This window comes from Corallococcus praedator, from assembly GCF_003612125.1.
Taxonomy (GTDB): Bacteria; Myxococcota; Myxococcia; order Myxococcales; family Myxococcaceae; genus Corallococcus; species Corallococcus praedator.
On sequence record NZ_RAWI01000050.1, the window covers coordinates 1 to 14,623 of the forward strand.

17 protein-coding genes are annotated in these 14,623 nt (G+C 71.0%); 16 read left to right on the forward strand and 1 reads right to left on the reverse strand.

All coding sequences use genetic code 11. The annotated features are described in order from the left end of the window. Positions 1-199 precede the first annotated feature (199 nt). The 9 genes from D7Y13_RS09335 to D7Y13_RS09375 all read left to right on the forward strand — a co-directional run bounded on the left by D7Y13_RS09335 (position 200) and on the right by D7Y13_RS09375 (position 9,198). Entirely contained in the window at positions 200-1,189 is a 990-nt protein-coding gene (locus tag D7Y13_RS09335) for an AAA family ATPase (protein WP_120533102.1), read from the forward strand. Positions 1,190-1,217: 28 nt separating this feature from the next. Then, positions 1,218-2,099, forward strand: a complete 882-nt coding sequence (locus D7Y13_RS09340) for a DUF58 domain-containing protein (RefSeq protein ID WP_120533101.1) — start codon at positions 1,218-1,220, stop codon at positions 2,097-2,099. Continuing rightward, complete coding sequence (locus tag D7Y13_RS09345; protein WP_120582849.1) at positions 2,096-3,097, forward strand: hypothetical protein; 1,002 nt, start codon at positions 2,096-2,098, stop codon at positions 3,095-3,097. Before D7Y13_RS09340 ends, D7Y13_RS09345 begins: the two co-directional genes overlap by 4 nt. Then, positions 3,072-4,082, forward strand: a complete 1,011-nt coding sequence (locus D7Y13_RS09350) for a vWA domain-containing protein (protein WP_120533099.1) — start codon at positions 3,072-3,074, stop codon at positions 4,080-4,082. The genes D7Y13_RS09345 and D7Y13_RS09350 overlap by 26 nt, the downstream gene beginning before the upstream one ends. After that, positions 4,079-5,137, forward strand: coding sequence for a VWA domain-containing protein (locus tag D7Y13_RS09355; protein ID WP_120533098.1), 1,059 nt, complete (start codon positions 4,079-4,081; stop codon positions 5,135-5,137). Before D7Y13_RS09350 ends, D7Y13_RS09355 begins: the two co-directional genes overlap by 4 nt. Continuing rightward, positions 5,134-6,078, forward strand: a complete 945-nt coding sequence (locus D7Y13_RS09360) for a tetratricopeptide repeat protein (RefSeq protein WP_120630662.1) — start codon at positions 5,134-5,136, stop codon at positions 6,076-6,078. The genes D7Y13_RS09355 and D7Y13_RS09360 overlap by 4 nt, the downstream gene beginning before the upstream one ends. Beyond that, positions 6,062-7,939, forward strand: coding sequence for a BatD family protein (locus D7Y13_RS09365; protein WP_120533096.1), 1,878 nt, complete (start codon positions 6,062-6,064; stop codon positions 7,937-7,939). Before D7Y13_RS09360 ends, D7Y13_RS09365 begins: the two co-directional genes overlap by 17 nt. Then, the gene (locus D7Y13_RS09370) at positions 7,936-8,661 is read left to right on the forward strand and encodes a tetratricopeptide repeat protein (RefSeq protein WP_120582851.1); all 726 of its coding nucleotides are present in this window, start codon (positions 7,936-7,938) and stop codon (positions 8,659-8,661) included. The genes D7Y13_RS09365 and D7Y13_RS09370 overlap by 4 nt, the downstream gene beginning before the upstream one ends. Positions 8,662-8,799: 138 nt before the next feature. Next, positions 8,800-9,198: a response regulator gene (locus tag D7Y13_RS09375; RefSeq protein WP_120533094.1), complete on the forward strand. Its 399-nt coding sequence runs from the start codon at positions 8,800-8,802 to the stop codon at positions 9,196-9,198. 1 nt (position 9,199) lies between these two features. On the opposite strand, the gene D7Y13_RS09380 is transcribed toward D7Y13_RS09375, so the two are convergent. Further along, a complete protein-coding gene (locus D7Y13_RS09380; RefSeq protein ID WP_120533093.1) occupies positions 9,200-9,526 on the reverse strand; it encodes a PilZ domain-containing protein in 327 nt (108 codons plus the stop codon). A 227-nt stretch (positions 9,527-9,753) separates the two neighbouring features. Here D7Y13_RS09380 and D7Y13_RS09385 point away from each other — a divergent pair, with 227 nt between their 5' ends. From D7Y13_RS09385 to sctR, 7 genes are all read left to right on the forward strand, one after another. Continuing rightward, positions 9,754-10,272 carry a hypothetical protein gene (locus D7Y13_RS09385; RefSeq protein WP_120533092.1) on the forward strand — a complete coding sequence of 173 codons (519 nt, stop codon included), beginning with the start codon at positions 9,754-9,756 and terminating at the stop codon, positions 10,270-10,272. Positions 10,273-10,284: 12 nt separating this feature from the next. Then, positions 10,285-10,776 (forward strand): ATP-dependent helicase HrpB, encoded by a 492-nt coding sequence (locus D7Y13_RS09390; RefSeq protein ID WP_120582852.1) that lies wholly within the window; start codon positions 10,285-10,287, stop codon positions 10,774-10,776. Positions 10,777-10,791: 15 nt separating this feature from the next. Next, positions 10,792-11,607: a flagellar M-ring protein FliF gene (locus tag D7Y13_RS09395; RefSeq protein WP_120533090.1), complete on the forward strand. Its 816-nt coding sequence runs from the start codon at positions 10,792-10,794 to the stop codon at positions 11,605-11,607. A 16-nt stretch (positions 11,608-11,623) separates the two neighbouring features. After that, the gene (locus D7Y13_RS09400) at positions 11,624-12,103 is read left to right on the forward strand and encodes a hypothetical protein (protein ID WP_120533089.1); all 480 of its coding nucleotides are present in this window, start codon (positions 11,624-11,626) and stop codon (positions 12,101-12,103) included. A 230-nt stretch (positions 12,104-12,333) separates the two neighbouring features. After that, the gene (gene sctQ, locus D7Y13_RS09405) at positions 12,334-13,410 is read left to right on the forward strand and encodes a type III secretion system cytoplasmic ring protein SctQ (protein ID WP_233595378.1); all 1,077 of its coding nucleotides are present in this window, start codon (positions 12,334-12,336) and stop codon (positions 13,408-13,410) included. 8 nt (positions 13,411-13,418) lie between these two features. Beyond that, positions 13,419-13,898 carry a flagellar biosynthetic protein FliO gene (locus D7Y13_RS09410; RefSeq protein ID WP_147444235.1) on the forward strand — a complete coding sequence of 160 codons (480 nt, stop codon included), beginning with the start codon at positions 13,419-13,421 and terminating at the stop codon, positions 13,896-13,898. Beyond that, positions 13,895-14,620 (forward strand): type III secretion system export apparatus subunit SctR, encoded by a 726-nt coding sequence (gene sctR, locus D7Y13_RS09415; protein WP_120533086.1) that lies wholly within the window; start codon positions 13,895-13,897, stop codon positions 14,618-14,620. The genes D7Y13_RS09410 and sctR overlap by 4 nt, the downstream gene beginning before the upstream one ends. Positions 14,621-14,623 lie beyond the last annotated feature (3 nt).

The following is a 14,623-nucleotide window of genomic DNA, read 5'->3' on the forward strand; positions in this document are numbered from 1 at the left end:
CGTGGGCCCCAGGGCGCCGGGGCGGCCGGAGGCGTCCCATCGAGGGGGGAGAGCAGAACGACGGGGCGGAGGCGGCCGGGACATGGAAGGATGACCCTTTACGGGACGGGCGGCTTGTCGGAATGTCCGGGGCTCAGCGGTGTTGAGCCGGACGCCCGGGAACCCTAGGCTGCCCGCCGCCCAGGCCGACAGAGGGGACATGAACACCGACATCCGCGCGCTCACTGAACGCGTGCAGCAGGAAAGCAGCTTCGTCGAAGTCCTCAACCAGGAGACCGGCAAGGTCATCGTCGGGCAGCGGTACATGCTCGAACGCATCCTCATCGGCCTGTTGTGCAACGGTCACGTCCTGTTGGAGGGCGTGCCCGGCCTCGCCAAGACGCTGACCGTGCGCACCGTGGCGGACTCGCTCAGCGCCACCTTCATGCGCGTCCAGTTCACCCCGGACCTGCTGCCGGCGGACCTGGTCGGCACGATGATCTACAACCAGCAGACGGCCGCCTTCACCGTCCGCAAGGGGCCCATCTTCGCGAACATCGTCCTGGCGGACGAAATCAACCGCGCCCCCGCCAAGGTCCAGTCCGCCCTGCTGGAGGCCATGGCCGAGCGCCAGGTCACCATCGGCGACCAGACCTTCGGACTGCCTTCGCCCTTCCTCGTGCTGGCCACCCAGAACCCCATCGAGCAGGAGGGGACGTACCCCCTGCCCGAGGCCCAGGTGGACCGCTTCATGCTCAAGGTGAAGGTGGGCTACCCGACCCGTGATGAAGAGAAGGTCATCATGGACCGGATGTCCGGAGGCTCTTCGCCCAAGGCCCAGAAGGTCATCGCGCTGGAGCACCTGGTGCGCGCGCGCGAGCTCGTCCACTCCATCTACATGGACGAGAAGGTGAAGGAGTACATCCTCAACGTGGTGTTCGCCACGCGCGAGCCCGCGCGCTACGGGCTCAAGGACCTGGCGGACTACATCCAGTTCGGCGCCTCGCCGCGCGCGACCATCTCCCTGGCCCAGGCGGCGCGCGCGCACGCGTTCCTTCGCCACCGGGGCTTCGTCACGCCGGAGGACGTGAAGGCCATCGCCTTCGACGTGCTCCGTCACCGCATCGCGATGACGTACGAGGCCGAGGCCGAGGAACTCACCCAGGAGAAGATCATCCAGCGCGTCTTCGACCGCGTGGAAGTCCCCTGACGGCCCGCGCGCCGCCCGAGAACGCCCCGTGCTGCCCAAGGACCTCATCCGCCGCATCCGCAAGTTGGAGATCCGCACCCGCAAGGTGGTCTCCGACATGCTCGCCGGTCAGTACCACTCGGTGTTCAAGGGCCGCGGCATGGCCTTCTCCGAGGTGCGGCAGTACCAGCCCGGTGATGAGATCCGGTTCATCGACTGGAACGTCACCGCGCGCATGAACGAGGCGTTCATCAAGGTCTTCACCGAGGAGCGCGAGCTCACGGTGATGCTCCTGGTGGACGTGTCCGCCTCCAACGAGTTCGGCTCCAAGGACCGCACCAAGGCGGAGGTCGCCGCGGAGGTCGCGGCGCAGATTGCCTTCAGCGCCATCGCGAACAACGACCGGGTGGGGCTCATCCTCTTCTCGGACCGGGTGGAGAAGGTCGTCCCGCCGCGCAAGGGGCGCACGCACGTGCTCAGGCTCGTGAGCGACATCCTCACCTTCAAGCCGAAGGGGAAGGGCACGGACCTGGCGGCGGGGCTCACGTACCTGACGCAGGTGGCGAAGCGGAAGGCCGTGACGTTCCTCGTGTCGGACTTCCTCGCGACGGGCTACGAGAAGCCGCTGCGCCTCGTGGGCCGCAAGCACGACCTCGTGCCCGTGGTCATCGAGGATCCGCTGGAGCAGGTGTTCCCGCGTCACGGGCTCGTGGAGATGGAGGACCCGGAGACGGGGGAGCGCTTCGTCGTGGACACCAGCTCCCCCAGCGTGCGCGGCCGGTTCTCGCGCGCGATGCAGGCCCAGCGCGACGAGCGCCGCAAGCTGTTCCGCAAGCTGGAGTTGGATCACGTGGAGCTGCGCGCCGGTGACGACCACGGCAAGGCGCTGGCGCAGTTCTTCAGGGCGCGCGCCCGGAGGATGGCGTCATGAGGCAGGCCCTCGTCCTCGCGGCGGTGTTGTTCTTCGGGGTTCCGGTGGCTCGCGCGCAGGCGCCAGCCCCCGCAGCGGCGCAGGCCCCGGTGGCGTTGGAGTCGGTGACGCCCACGGCGGCCTCCGCGCGGGTGGAGCCGGAGTCGGTGCACATCGGCGAGCCGTTCGTGTACCAGGTGACGCTCACGCACCCGAAGGAGCAGCGCTACGAGCTGGTGGCGCCCAAGGGGGAGGACAGCTCCGTGGAGCTGCTCCAGCAGACGCGCCAGCGGCAGGACGGGCCCAACGACGCGACCACGTCCTTCGGCCTGCGCTTCTCCGCGTTCGAGCTGGGCTCCGTGGCGCTTCCCGACCTGACCTTTGACGTGGCGACGCCGGATGGCCCGCGTCGCTTCGTGCTCAAGGGCAAGTCGGTGGAGGTGGGCTCCACGCTGCCGCCGGACGCGAACGGGCAGGGCGCGGAGCTGTTCGACTACCAGCCGCCCCAGGAGCTGCCCATCCGTTCGTGGACGCTGCTCTACGCGCTGGCGGTGGCGCTGGCGGTGGGCCTGCTCGCCTGGATGCTGGTGCGTTGGTGGTTGAAGCGGTCCAAGCGCGAGAAGGTCATCCCGGTGCTGCCGCTGGACGTGCGCGTGCGCCAGTCGCTGGACGCGCTCAAGCGCGAGGACCTGCCCGGCCGGGGCCTCGTGAAGGACTTCTACGTCCGCCTCTCCGAGATCGTGCGTGGCTATCTGGGCGAGCGCTACGACTTCGAGGCCCTGGAGTGCACGTCGTTCGAACTGATGACGCACCTGCGGAAGATTCCCACGCCGGGCCTCCCCGAGGACGCGTTGATGCGCTTCATCTCCGAGTCGGACCTGGTGAAGTACGCCCGCGCCGACGCTGCTCCTGAAATCTGCGCGCAGTCGCTGGCCTTCGGCTACGACCTGCTGGCCAAGACGTACGTCGTCCCCCCTCCGCCCCCCACGCCCGATGCCTCCGGACCTCGCGTTCAATAACCCGGAGGCGCTCTGGGCCCTGCTGCTGGCGCCGTTGCTGCTCGTGCTCGCCTTCTGGGAGCGCCGCCGCCGCGCCACGCTGCGCTTCTCCGCCGCGCACGTCTTCGCGAAGGGAGGGCGCGGCCTGCGCACGTACCTGTTGCCGCTCTTGCCCCTGCTGCGCGCGGCGGCGGTGGTGGCGGCCGTGGTCGCCATCGCGCGGCCCCAGTCGCGGGACTCGCGCGTGCGGGACCTGTCGGTGGAGGGCATCGACATCGTGGTGGCGCTGGACCTGTCCACGTCCATGGAGGCGGGCGACTTCCGTCCGCAGAACCGCCTCAACGTGGCGAAGGAAGTGCTCGCGGACTTCATCACCGGCCGCGTGAACGACCGCCTGGGCCTGGTGGTGTTCTCCGGCGCCGCGTACACGCAGTCGCCGCTGACGCTGGACTACGGCGTGCTCAAGGAAGTGCTCAAGCAGCTGCGCACCCGCGTGCTGGAGGACGGCACCGCGATTGGCGACGCCATCGCCACCTCGCTCAACCGCCTGCGCGACTCCGAGGCGAAGAGCCGGGTGGTGGTCCTCATCACCGACGGCGACAACAACGCCGGAAAGATTTCCCCGCTGGACGCGGCGAACATGGCCGCGTCGCTCCACATCCCCATCTACACCATCCTCGTGGGCAAGGGTGGCAAGGTGCCCTTCCCGCAGGGCACGGACCTGTTCGGCAACACGGTATGGCGTGAGACGGAGATCCCCATCAACCCGGAGCTGATGCAGGACATCGCGGACCGCACCGGCGGCGAGTACTACCGCGCCACGGACCCGGAGGGCCTCAAGCAGGGCCTGCAGAAGGTGCTGGACGCGCTGGAACGCTCGAAGCTGATGGAGGGCGGCGCCAGCGCCACGTACCGGGAGAACTTCCATCCGTTCCTGCTCCTGGCCTTCGGGCTCGCGGCGCTGGAGCTGCTGCTGCGCGCCACCTTCCTGCGGGTGTTCCCATGACGCCGGGCATGGAGGCATGGCGCTTCACGCTGCTGGGCTATCAGGTGGGCCTGGCGCAGCCGCTGTTCCTGTTGCTGTTCGTGATGGGCCTGCTGCTGGGGCTGCTCGTGTTGGTGAAGGCGCTGGGCCGCAGGACGCGGCTGTCGGCGCTCATCGCGGAGCGGCACGTGGCCACGCTCGCGCCGGGCGTGTCCGTGTGGCGTCCGGCGGTGCAGGGCAGCCTGTACGGTCTGGGGCTGATGCTGTTCGGGCTCGCGCTCGCGCAGCCCCAGTGCGGCACGAAGAGCGAGCTGACCAAGCGCCGGGGCATCGACGTGGTGGTGGCGCTGGATGCCTCCAAGTCGATGCTCGCGCGCGACGTGCAGCCCAGCCGCCTGGACCGGGCGCGCCTGGAATTGAACACGCTCTTGGATGAGCTGAAGGGCGACCGCGCGGGCCTGGTGGTGTTCGCCGGGGACGCGTTCGTGCAGTCGCCGCTCACGTCGGACTACTCGGCGGTGAAGCTGTTCCTGCGCGCGGTGGATCCGGACGTGATGCCCCAGGGCGGCACCAACGTGGGGGCGGCGCTGAAGCTGGCCAAGCAGGTGCTGGACAACGCGGACCGCGGCTCCAAGGAGCGCGTGGTGGTGCTGCTGTCGGACGGCGAGGACCTCACCGGCGAGGTGCGCGAGGCCACGGACGCGCTCAAGGACGCGCACGTGCAGGTGCTCGCGGTGGGCGTGGGCTCGGACTCCGGTGAGCCCATCCCCGTCTATGACCGGCGCGGCGAGTTCGTGGACTACAAGAAGGACAGCAACGGTGACACGGTCATCACCCGCCTGGACCGCGCGGGCCTCACGGCCATCGCGGACGCGACGGGCGGCGCCTTCTTCTACCAACCCAACGGCGTGGCGATGGGGCAGGTGGTGGAGCGCATCGACCAGATGCAGAAGAGCGAGCTGGAGAGCCGCGTGACGGTCCGCTACGACGAACGCTTCCAGCTGTTCGCCATCCCCGGCCTGGTGCTGCTGGTGCTGGGCATGATGCTGCTGCCCTCGCGTCGGAGGGCGGCATGAAGGCGCGTTCGATGCGACGGCGCGCGACGCGCCTGGTGGCCTCGGGGCTCGTGGGACTCTTGGCCCTGCCGGGGCCGGCGTGGGCGGTGGGGCCGCTGGAGAAGGACCACCCGCTGGTGCAGCGCGGACGCGAGGCCTACGCGGCGGGACGCTATGAGGACGCGCTGCGCGACTTCGAGGCGGCGAAGAAGGAGCGTCCCAGCGATCCCATCGTGGAGTTCAACCGCGCGGACGCGCTGGCGAAGCTGGGCCGCGCGGCGGAAGCGCGCGAGGCGTTCAAGCAGGTGGCGGAGTCCTCGCGCCAGCCCGACCTGGCGCAGAAGAGCTGGTACAACCTGGGCAACCTCGCGGCCACGGCGGGAGACCGCAAGGAAGCGCTCAAGTCCTACCGGCGCGCGCTCACGTTGGATCCGACGGATCCGCTGGCCCGGCACAACTACGAGGTCGTGCTGCGCGACCTGCCGCCGAACCAGAACCAGCCGGATGGTGGCGCGGACGGAGGCCAGGACGGCGGGGATGACGGTGGGCGTCCGGACGGAGGCGAGGACGGCGGCCGGAAGGAAGACGGAGGCTCGCCGGTGGATGGCGGCACCGACGCGGGTCCGGATGGAGGCTCCGACGGCGGCACGGATGGCGGCGCCCCGGACGGCGGCGGCGACGGTGGCCCGGATGGCGGCGGCGACGGCGGCGCGGATGGTGGAGCCGACGGCGGCGGCGACGACGGCGAAGGCGACCCGAAGGACGGCGGCGCGGACGGCGGCAGCGAGAGTGAAGAGGAGTCGGAGTCGAACCCGCGCGATGGTGGCTCGCCCGAGGGAGACGTCGACCGGCAGGAGGCCGAGCGCCTGCTGGATGCGATGAAGCAGAACGAGAAGAATCTCCAGCTCTGGCGTTTCCAGCAGAAGAAGAAGCCGAGGAAGCCCAATGAGAAGGACTGGTAGCGGCCGCACGGCGCTGCTCGCCGTGCTCGCCCTCCTGGCCACGGCGCCGGCGTGGGCGGCGGACATCGAGTTCTACCAGACGGTGGATCGCACCGAGGTGGGCACCACCGACACCTTCAAGCTCACCGTGGTGGTGGTGGACGCGCCGTCCAACGGCAAGGTGCGCCTGCCCGAAACCGACGACTTCGAGATCCTGTCCTCGTCGCGCGGCAGCCAGCGCTCCATCTCGCTGTCGGGCGGCGGACCCGCCGTCATCCAGGACATCACGCGCCACGAGCTGCTGATGCGCGCCACGCGCCCGGGCCGGCTGACGATTCCGCCCTCGACGCTCACCGTGGGAGGCCGCACGCTGCGCACCGAGCCCGTCCAGATGACGGTGCGCGAGGGCCGCGTGGGCAACGCGCCCCAGGCGCAGCAGGGCGGCCGGCCCGCGCTGCCGGATCCGTTCCGCAACTTCCGCAACGCGCCGGATCCGTTCCGCGACGAGCCCCAGGAGGACGACGCGCCGGTGATTCCGCGCGGGGACTCGGACCTGTTCCTGCGCGCGAGCCTGGACCGGGACGACCTCTACGTGGGCGAGCAGGCGACGCTGTCGCTCTACATCTACTCGCGCGTGGACCTGTCCAGCGTGGACGCCGTCACCATGCCCAAGCTGGAGGGCTTCTGGACGGAGGAGGTGGAGAGCCCCACGCAGCTGACGGGCGAGCAGAAGGTGGTGGACGGCATTCCGTACCGCGCCTATCTCCTGCGCCGCCGCGCGCTGTTCCCGGTGAAGGCCGGCACGATGTCCATCAGCGCCGCGGAGGCGGACATCACCACGGGCTTCCTCTTCGCGGGACACCGGGTGCACCGCATCTCCAACGCGTTGAAGGTGAAGGTGCGGCCGCTGCCTTCGTCCGGTGCGCCGCCGAACATGTCCAACGCGAACGTGGGCACGTGGCGGCTGTCGCTGGACGTGTCCCAGACGCGCGTGGAACTGGGACAGCCCATCACGGTGAAGGTCATCCTGGACGGCGTGGGCAACGTGAAGAACGTCACCCCGCCGAAGCTCACCGGCCCGGCCGCGCTGAAGATCTATGAGCCCACCACGACGGACCGGCTCACGCCCAACCGCAACCGCATCCAGGGCCGCCGCGTGGTGGAGTACCTGGTGATGCCGCAGCGCACGGGCACCTTCACGCTGCCCGCGCTGCAGTTCCCCTTCTTCGACCCGACCCGCCGCCAGTACGAGGTGGCGCGCACCGACCCGGTGACGGTCACCGTGGAGGCGGGCGCGGGTGGGGTGTCCTCGCTGCCGTCGACGATGACGCCCTCGCAGGTGGCGGACGCGGCCAACGAGCAGAAGAACGTGCTCACCGCGAGCGGCCTGCGCCCGGTGCGTCACCAGGCGCGCTTCGTGGGGCCGGAGCAGCCCGTGTGGCTGCGGCCCTACTTCCTGGCGGGCGTGCTGGCGCCGCTGGGCCTCCTGGCGGGCGTGGCGTTCATCGGCGGCCTGCGGGGACAGCTGGCCTCGCGCTCCCAGGCGGGGCAGGGGCGTCAGCAGGCGAAGGCCGCGCGCAAGCGGCTGGCGGAGGCGGAGAAGCTCAAGGCCGGGGCGGACTCGGGGGCCTTCTACGTGGAGGTGGAGAAGGCGATGGTCGGCTTCCTGGAGGCGCAGCTCGGCTCGCCCGTCGGAGGCCTGACGCGCGAGGCGCTCGGGGAGAAGCTGGCGGCGGCGGGCGTGGGCGCGGAAGCGCGCACCCGCGTGCTCTTCGTGCTGGAGGCCTGTGACCTGGGCCGCTACGGCGGCGGGGTGGACCCGGGCGAGCGACGCAAGGTGCTGGCGACCGCGGCGGCGGTGATGGAAGGCTGGGCGGGATGAGCGACGCGGCGACCCAGGGCTACTACACCGCCGAGGAAGCGGAGGCCGTCTTCCAACAGGCCAATGACGCCTACGTGCGCGAGGACTACCCCTCCGCGCAGGCCAGCTACGAGAAGCTCCTCGCCCACGGCTTCGGCGGGCCGGACGTGCTCTACAACCTGGGCACCACGCATCTGGCCCGGGGGGACCTGGGCCGCGCGGTGCTGACGCTGGAGCAGGCCCGGAAGCAGGGCGGTCGCTCGGAGGACCTGGAGGCGAACCTGGCCCTGGCGCGTGCGCGTCAGGTGGACAAGGTGGTGGGCGCCACCGCGGATGAGGCCTTCCTGCCCCGGCTGGCGGCGGCGACGGACGGCGCGGCGGCGGCCTGGGTGTTCCTGGCGGCGTGGCTCGTGGGCTTCGCGCTGCTGCTGCTGCGGCGCGTGTTCCCCTCGGCGCGGCGCACGGCGGTGGCGGTGGTGGCGGCGCTGTGCCTCACGGCGGCGGTGCCGGCGGGGCTCCTCTTGGGGGCGCACATCTGGGTGCACCAGAACGTCCACGAGGCGGTGGTGCTGGCCTCCACCCTGGTGGCGCGCGAGCTGCCCCGGGCCGAAGCGCGCTCCCTCTTCGAGGTGCACGCCGGCCTGAAGGTCCAACTCCTGGAGGAGACCGGGAAGTACGTGCGCATCCGCCTGCCCAACGGCCTGGAGGGCTGGGCCGAGCGCGACGGAATCGCCGAAATCTAGCCGGGGCGGGGGAGACCCTGGCGTCCTTTGCCGGGCTGGAGAACCGGCCGTGGCCCGCTTTCGTACAGACGGGGAACTCCGGACGTGACCGCGCTGGACGGCGCCGGGGCAATGGCCTACGAGGGGCCCCGAGGAACCATGGCTGGCAACGCCCAGGCACCCTTCCACATCCTGCTCGTCGAGGACGAGCCCGTCATCCGCGAGCTGGTGCGCTCCATGCTGAGCGACGGCGCGGTGGACGTGGTGTGCGCGGCGCATGGGCTGGAGGGCCTGAAGCTGGCCCGCACGCAGCCCTTCCACCTCATCCTGATGGACGTGGTGCTGCCGCAACTGGACGGCATCTCCGTCTGCCGCATCCTGAAGAGCGACCCGGCCACGGCGAAGGTGCCGCTCTACATGCTCACCGCGAAGGCGAAGAAGGCGGACGTGGAGAGCGCGACGCAGGCGGGCGCGGACGGCTACATCCACAAGCCCTTCCGGGGCGCGGAGCTGATGGACCTGGTGGAGCGGCTGCGCGCGGCGCGGACGGACGCCTGACTCAGGGCAGGTGCGGGTGGAGGAAGCGGGCCAGGGCGATGAGGTCGTCCCAGTCCAGCTCGCCGAACTCCAGCGCCACGCCGTCCACTTCGCGGCGGCGGATGGTGCACATGGTGACGAGCTCCCGGTCGCCCGGCAGGGGCAGGGCGATGGTGAGCGCGCGCTGCGAATCCGCCGGGTGGGCCTGAAGGAACAGCCCGTTCATGGAGATGTCGCGCGCCTGCGCCTGCACGGTGCGGCCCGACAGGAGCACCTTGACCTGGAGCCGGGCTTCGACGCGCGGGTGGTAGCGCTCGGTCGTTCGGGGTCCGCCAGTGGGGGTCATCATCGGAGTGCTCGCCTTCGTGTGCGACAGGACGCGACAACTGTGATGCAGGTTGGAGCGGAGGCAAGTTTTCGGGCTCCCGTCCGCCGTCCCGCGCCACGGACCCGGTGCCCGCGCGCCGGAGTCATGCGCGGACGGGGAGGGGACAAAGGCCCCTGTCGTTTCAGGCATTTGGGAACTGGCACGGACGGTGGAAGGCAGCCCCGGCGAATCACTGCCGGAGGCACCTCGTGGAACCACCCGACCGCCGCATCTCCTCGTTGAGCATCGCCCAGACCGTTCCGCGCCAGACGCCGCAGACGGAGTTCGGCCCCGCGTTCGCGCGGGCGGCGCGTGAGGTGGTGCGCACGGGCGCCGGGCTCGTGGGCGGCATGTTGCCCGCGGGTGTCATCTCCAGCGCGGCGGTGTCGTCCACCCTGCGCGGCGCTGTGTCCGCGGCGGTGCCCTCACCGCTGGCGCTGACCGCGTCCGCGACGGGGGGCACGGCGGCGACGGGAGGCATGGCCGCGACGTCGGCGCGCGCCACCAGCGCGGCGGGGACGACGAGCGGGTCGCCGACGGGGCAGGGCGACGCCTGGGACATGCTGGAGGCGCAGAAGCTGATGAGCGCGGAGGGCCAGAAGTTCAACATGGCCTACCTCTCGCTCCAGAACGAGATGCAGAAGGAGAGCCGCGAGCACAACGCCATCTCCAACATCATGAAGGTCCGCCACGACTCGGCGAAGGCCGCCATCAACAACATCCGCTGAGGCGCGTTCGCGATGGCCATCAACAAGCTGGGAGCCGTAGGGGGCGCCGGTGCTTCACCCGCGCTGGAGTCAGGTCGGGAGACGTTCGGCAAGGTGCTGGAGGAGGTGCGCACGCCCGCGTCGCGTGGCGTGCCGGTGACGACGGAGGGCCCGCCGCGACCGGTGCGGACGCCCACGGAGGCGACCCCGGGGCCCGCGCGGGCCGAAGGTGTGGAGCGGGCGAAGGCGGGCTGTGCGGAGGCGGTGTCCCCGGGCGCGCGGGTGGACTCGGTGCGGGCTGCGCGCAGCCAGCAGGCCGTGGAGGTGTTGGACCGGGTGGGGCAGGCGCAGCAGCGGTTGGATCACATCCTGAAGCTCGCCGAGTCCGGCCGCACGTTCAGCCCCACGGAGCTGCTCGCGCTCCAGGCCCATGTCTACCGCGCCAGCCAGGAGCTCGATCTCGCCGGCAAGGTCGTCGAGAAGGCCACCGGCGGCGTCAAGCAGGTCCTCCAGACCCAGGTTTGAGGAGTTCCTTTTCCCATGCGTTCCGCTCCCTTCCGCTGTCTCTTCTTCCTCCTGCTCCTGGGCGCCTCGGCGTGTCGGGAGCGCATCCAGCACGGTCTGGACGAACGTCAGGCCAACGAGCTGCAGACGGTGCTCGTCGAGCGGGGGCTCGACGCGCGCAAGGTGCCCGAGCCGGGCAAGAAACCCACCTGGGCCATCGAGGTGACGGACGCGCAGGCGTCGGACGCGGTGCGCATCCTGGCGGAGCTGGGGCTGCCCCGGCTCGCGGTGGAGTCCGGGTGCGACGTGTTCGGAGGCAGTGGACTCGTGCGCTCTCCGCTGGAGGAGCAGGTCTGCCGCGTCCGGGTGATGGAGCGGGAACTGGAGAAGACGCTCCAGACAGTGGACGGGGTGCTGCTGGCGAGGGTGCACCTGGTGGTGCCAACGCCGCCGAGGCCGGGGCAGCCGCCCACGCCGTCGAAGGCGTCCGCCATGCTGCGCGCGGTGCCGGGGGGCGCGTCGCGCGTGCGCAAGTCGGCGGACACGTTGCGGGAGCTCATCGCGGGGGGCGTGGAGGGTTTGGCACCGGAGTCGGTGTCGCTGCTGGTGGACGAGGTGACGACGCGCGTGGAGGTACCAGCGCCCCGGGGTGGGCCGGTGCCGTTGCGGCTGCGGGTGTTGCTCGCGCTCCTGGGCGTGCTGGTGACGGGGCTGTCGGGTGCGCTCGTCTGGACGACGCTGCGATGGAGGCACTTCCGCACCCTGGCGGAGAAGCCCCCAGCGGCCCCTCCGGCTCCGCCGACGCCCGCGCGACCGGTGGTGACCCCGGGCTCCGCTCGAAAGCTGGCCTGAGCAGGACATGGGAGCCATGGACGCCACACGCGTGGGGCGGGCGCTGCTCAGGGCGCGGAAGCTCCTGCCTGCTCGCGAGGAGAAGCCGCCCGCGACGACGGTGGATCTCACCCTGCCGGCGTTGTCGCTGCCCCTGGAGCGCATCGCGCTGGTGGTCTGCGTCCTCTCGCGGGAGCGAGCGTCGGAGCTGTTGGAGGGACTGGTGGACGCGGAGGCGGGAAGGGCGCTGCGGCACCTGGAGCGGTTCGCCGCCATGCCCTCCGCGCAGCGGCAGGCGAAGGTGGCGGTGGAGTTCGGTGAGCGCGCGGACGCGGCGAACCGGTTGACCGCCTTGCTGGAGTCGGTGCCAGAAGCCCTGCGTCGGGAGGTCTTCCGGAGGCTGCCGCCGTATCACCGCAGTCGGTTTCCCCAGCTCGATGGGGACGCACCGACCGCCGAGCCGGCGCAGGTGCTGGTGGCCCTGGCGGAGCGGCGCATTCGCGAGGCCACGCGCTGAGCGGACCGGTTCGGGGGAGCGCCATCCCGAACCGGGTACGCCGCATCCCGATACAGGACGTCCGCACCCCGCCAACACCCTGATTCCACGGTCCCGGCCCCTGGTCGCGTCCGTGCACAGGGGACGTGTGTCCCTTCGCCGCTTCGGAGTTCCGGATGGAAACGAGCCCTGGCAGATCCCCCAGCCCCGCGAGGAAGGCCGCTCGCCCGTTCCGGCTGGGCGCACGTCGGTTGACGCGTGCGCACCTGTTGCTGGGCCAGCGGCCCCAGGTGGCGCGTTGGGGCGCGGAGCTTCTGCGTGACGTGGGCGCGGCCCTTTCCCGAGACGTGGGCGCGGACGTCGAGGTGGCGGGACACCTGGTGGACGCGGCGGTCCAGCCGGAGCGGGAGCTGGCGCTGGGCGTGGTGTTCGCGCTGGTGGAGCTGTCGGCGGTGGGGGGGACGGCCATCGTGGAGCTGGAGGTACCGCTGGTCTTCGCGGCACTGGCGCGGCTCGCGGGGACGGGGCTGCGACCGGGACCGGTGACCGAGCTGACGCGGCTGGAGGAGTCCACGCTGGTGTACCTGCTGCTGTCCGCCCTGGCCGCGATGCGTGGTCATGAGGCCTGGATGCGGAGGCTGGGGCCCCGGCTGTCCGCGGTGTCGATGCGGCGAAGTGATGTGCTGACGCGGGTGGACGCGCGCCAGCCCTACGTGGCGGTGTCGCTGTCCCTGTCGGTGGCGGGGCTGAAGGCGGGAGGCCGGTTGCTCCTGCCCGCACGGGCCGTGCAGACCGCGTTCCAGGAGTTGCCGGAGGAGCCTGCGGTGGACGCCGCGCTTCGGGGACTTACGGCCTCGGTGCCCGCGCGCTGTCTCGTGGGGCGCAGCCCGCTGCAACCGTCGGCCGTGGATGCGCTGAGCGCCGGAGACGTCGTGCTCTTCGAGGGCGTGCGCCTCCGGGACGGTCGTCTCCAGGGCAGGGGCAGGTTGGTGACCCGGGGCTTCGTGCTCGACGGCGAGTTTCTCGCGGACGGTTTTTCGACGGGAGGCGTGCGCTCGCACGCGGCCCGACAGGAGTCGGACATGGTGGCGGCGAACAAGCGGAGCGAGGCGATGCCTCCGCTTCCGGTGGATGTGGAGATCGAGCTGACGCGGTTGCTGTTGCCGCTGTCGGAGCTGGCGGCGCTGAAGCCGGGCACGCTGCTGCCGCTGCACGTCAACGCGAGCAGCCCGGTGTTGCTGCGCGTGGGCGACCGCGTGGTCGCGCGTGCGGAGTTGGTGGAAATCGAGGGTGAGGTGGGCGCCCGCATCCTGGCGTTGCTGCCGTGAGCACGCCGATGAACGCCTTGCTGTCTTCCTGGACACCACGCGGCCGGCTGCTCGTCGCGGTGGCGTTGCTCGTGGGACTGGCGACGCTCGCGCCCCTGGGTGGTTTGTCGCTGGTGGGCACTTCGCGCCTGCTCGTGGGAGCGCTGGCACTGGCGGGGTTGGGGTGGGCCCTGGTCCGCAAGGGACGCGAGCCCGGGGACAAGGGGGCCTCCCGCCCCGAGCCGCTGAGCATCGTCACCCGGACCGGGCTCTCCCAGCGCTGCGGTCTTGCGCTCGTGGAGGTGGAGGGCCGTCGCTACCTCGTCGCGTACGGAGACACCTTCGCGGAGATCCACGAGACCCGAGGTGTGGCGGTGGCTCCCGCCCTGACGCCCAGACCGACGGCGATGCCCGGGGTGGACCTGGACCTGGAAACGACGGTGCTCTTCACCCGCGCGCAACGGGCACGGCCGGTGTGCGGCGCACAGCGGAAGCGGGGTGGGGGATGAGGGCCCTGGGCTTGGGCTGCGGACTGTTCATGCCCGCGCTCGCCTCCGCGGCGGAGACGTCCCTGGCGCAGGCGTCGTACGCGGGCAGTCCGCTGGCGATGATGGGGATGCTCGCGCTCCTGTCGTTGCTGCCGTTCGCGGTGCTGATGCTGACGAGCTTCTCGAAGATCGCCGTGGTGCTCTCCCTGGCCCGCTCGGCGATGGGCACGCAGCAGGCACCGCCGACGCTGGTCCTGACGGGGCTCGCGGTGGTGCTGACGGGACACATCATGGCGCCGGTGATGGAGCGCATGTACGACGCAGGGCAGGCGGCATACGAGGAGGTGCACTCCGGTGCGCAGCTCGTCTCCGCCGCGAAGCATGTGACGGAGCCACTGCGCGGCTTCCTGATGAAGCACGGCGCTCCGGAGGAGCGTGCACGCTTCGTGGACCTGGCCCGGGAGCTGCGCCCTCCGGAGGAGTCCGAACAGGTGCAGGAGACCGACCTGTTCGTCGTCATCCCCGCGTTCGTCATCACCGAGCTGAAGGAAGCCTTCCAGATTGGCTTCATCGTCTTCCTGCCCTTCCTGGTGCTCGACATGGTCATCGCCAACGTGCTGCTCGCGCTGGGCATGCAGACGCTGTCGCCGAGCCAGGTGAGCCTGCCCTTCAAGATCCTCCTCTTCGTCGCCGTGGATGGCTGGGCCCTGCTCGCGCGCGGCCTCATCCTTGGCTACCGGTGATGC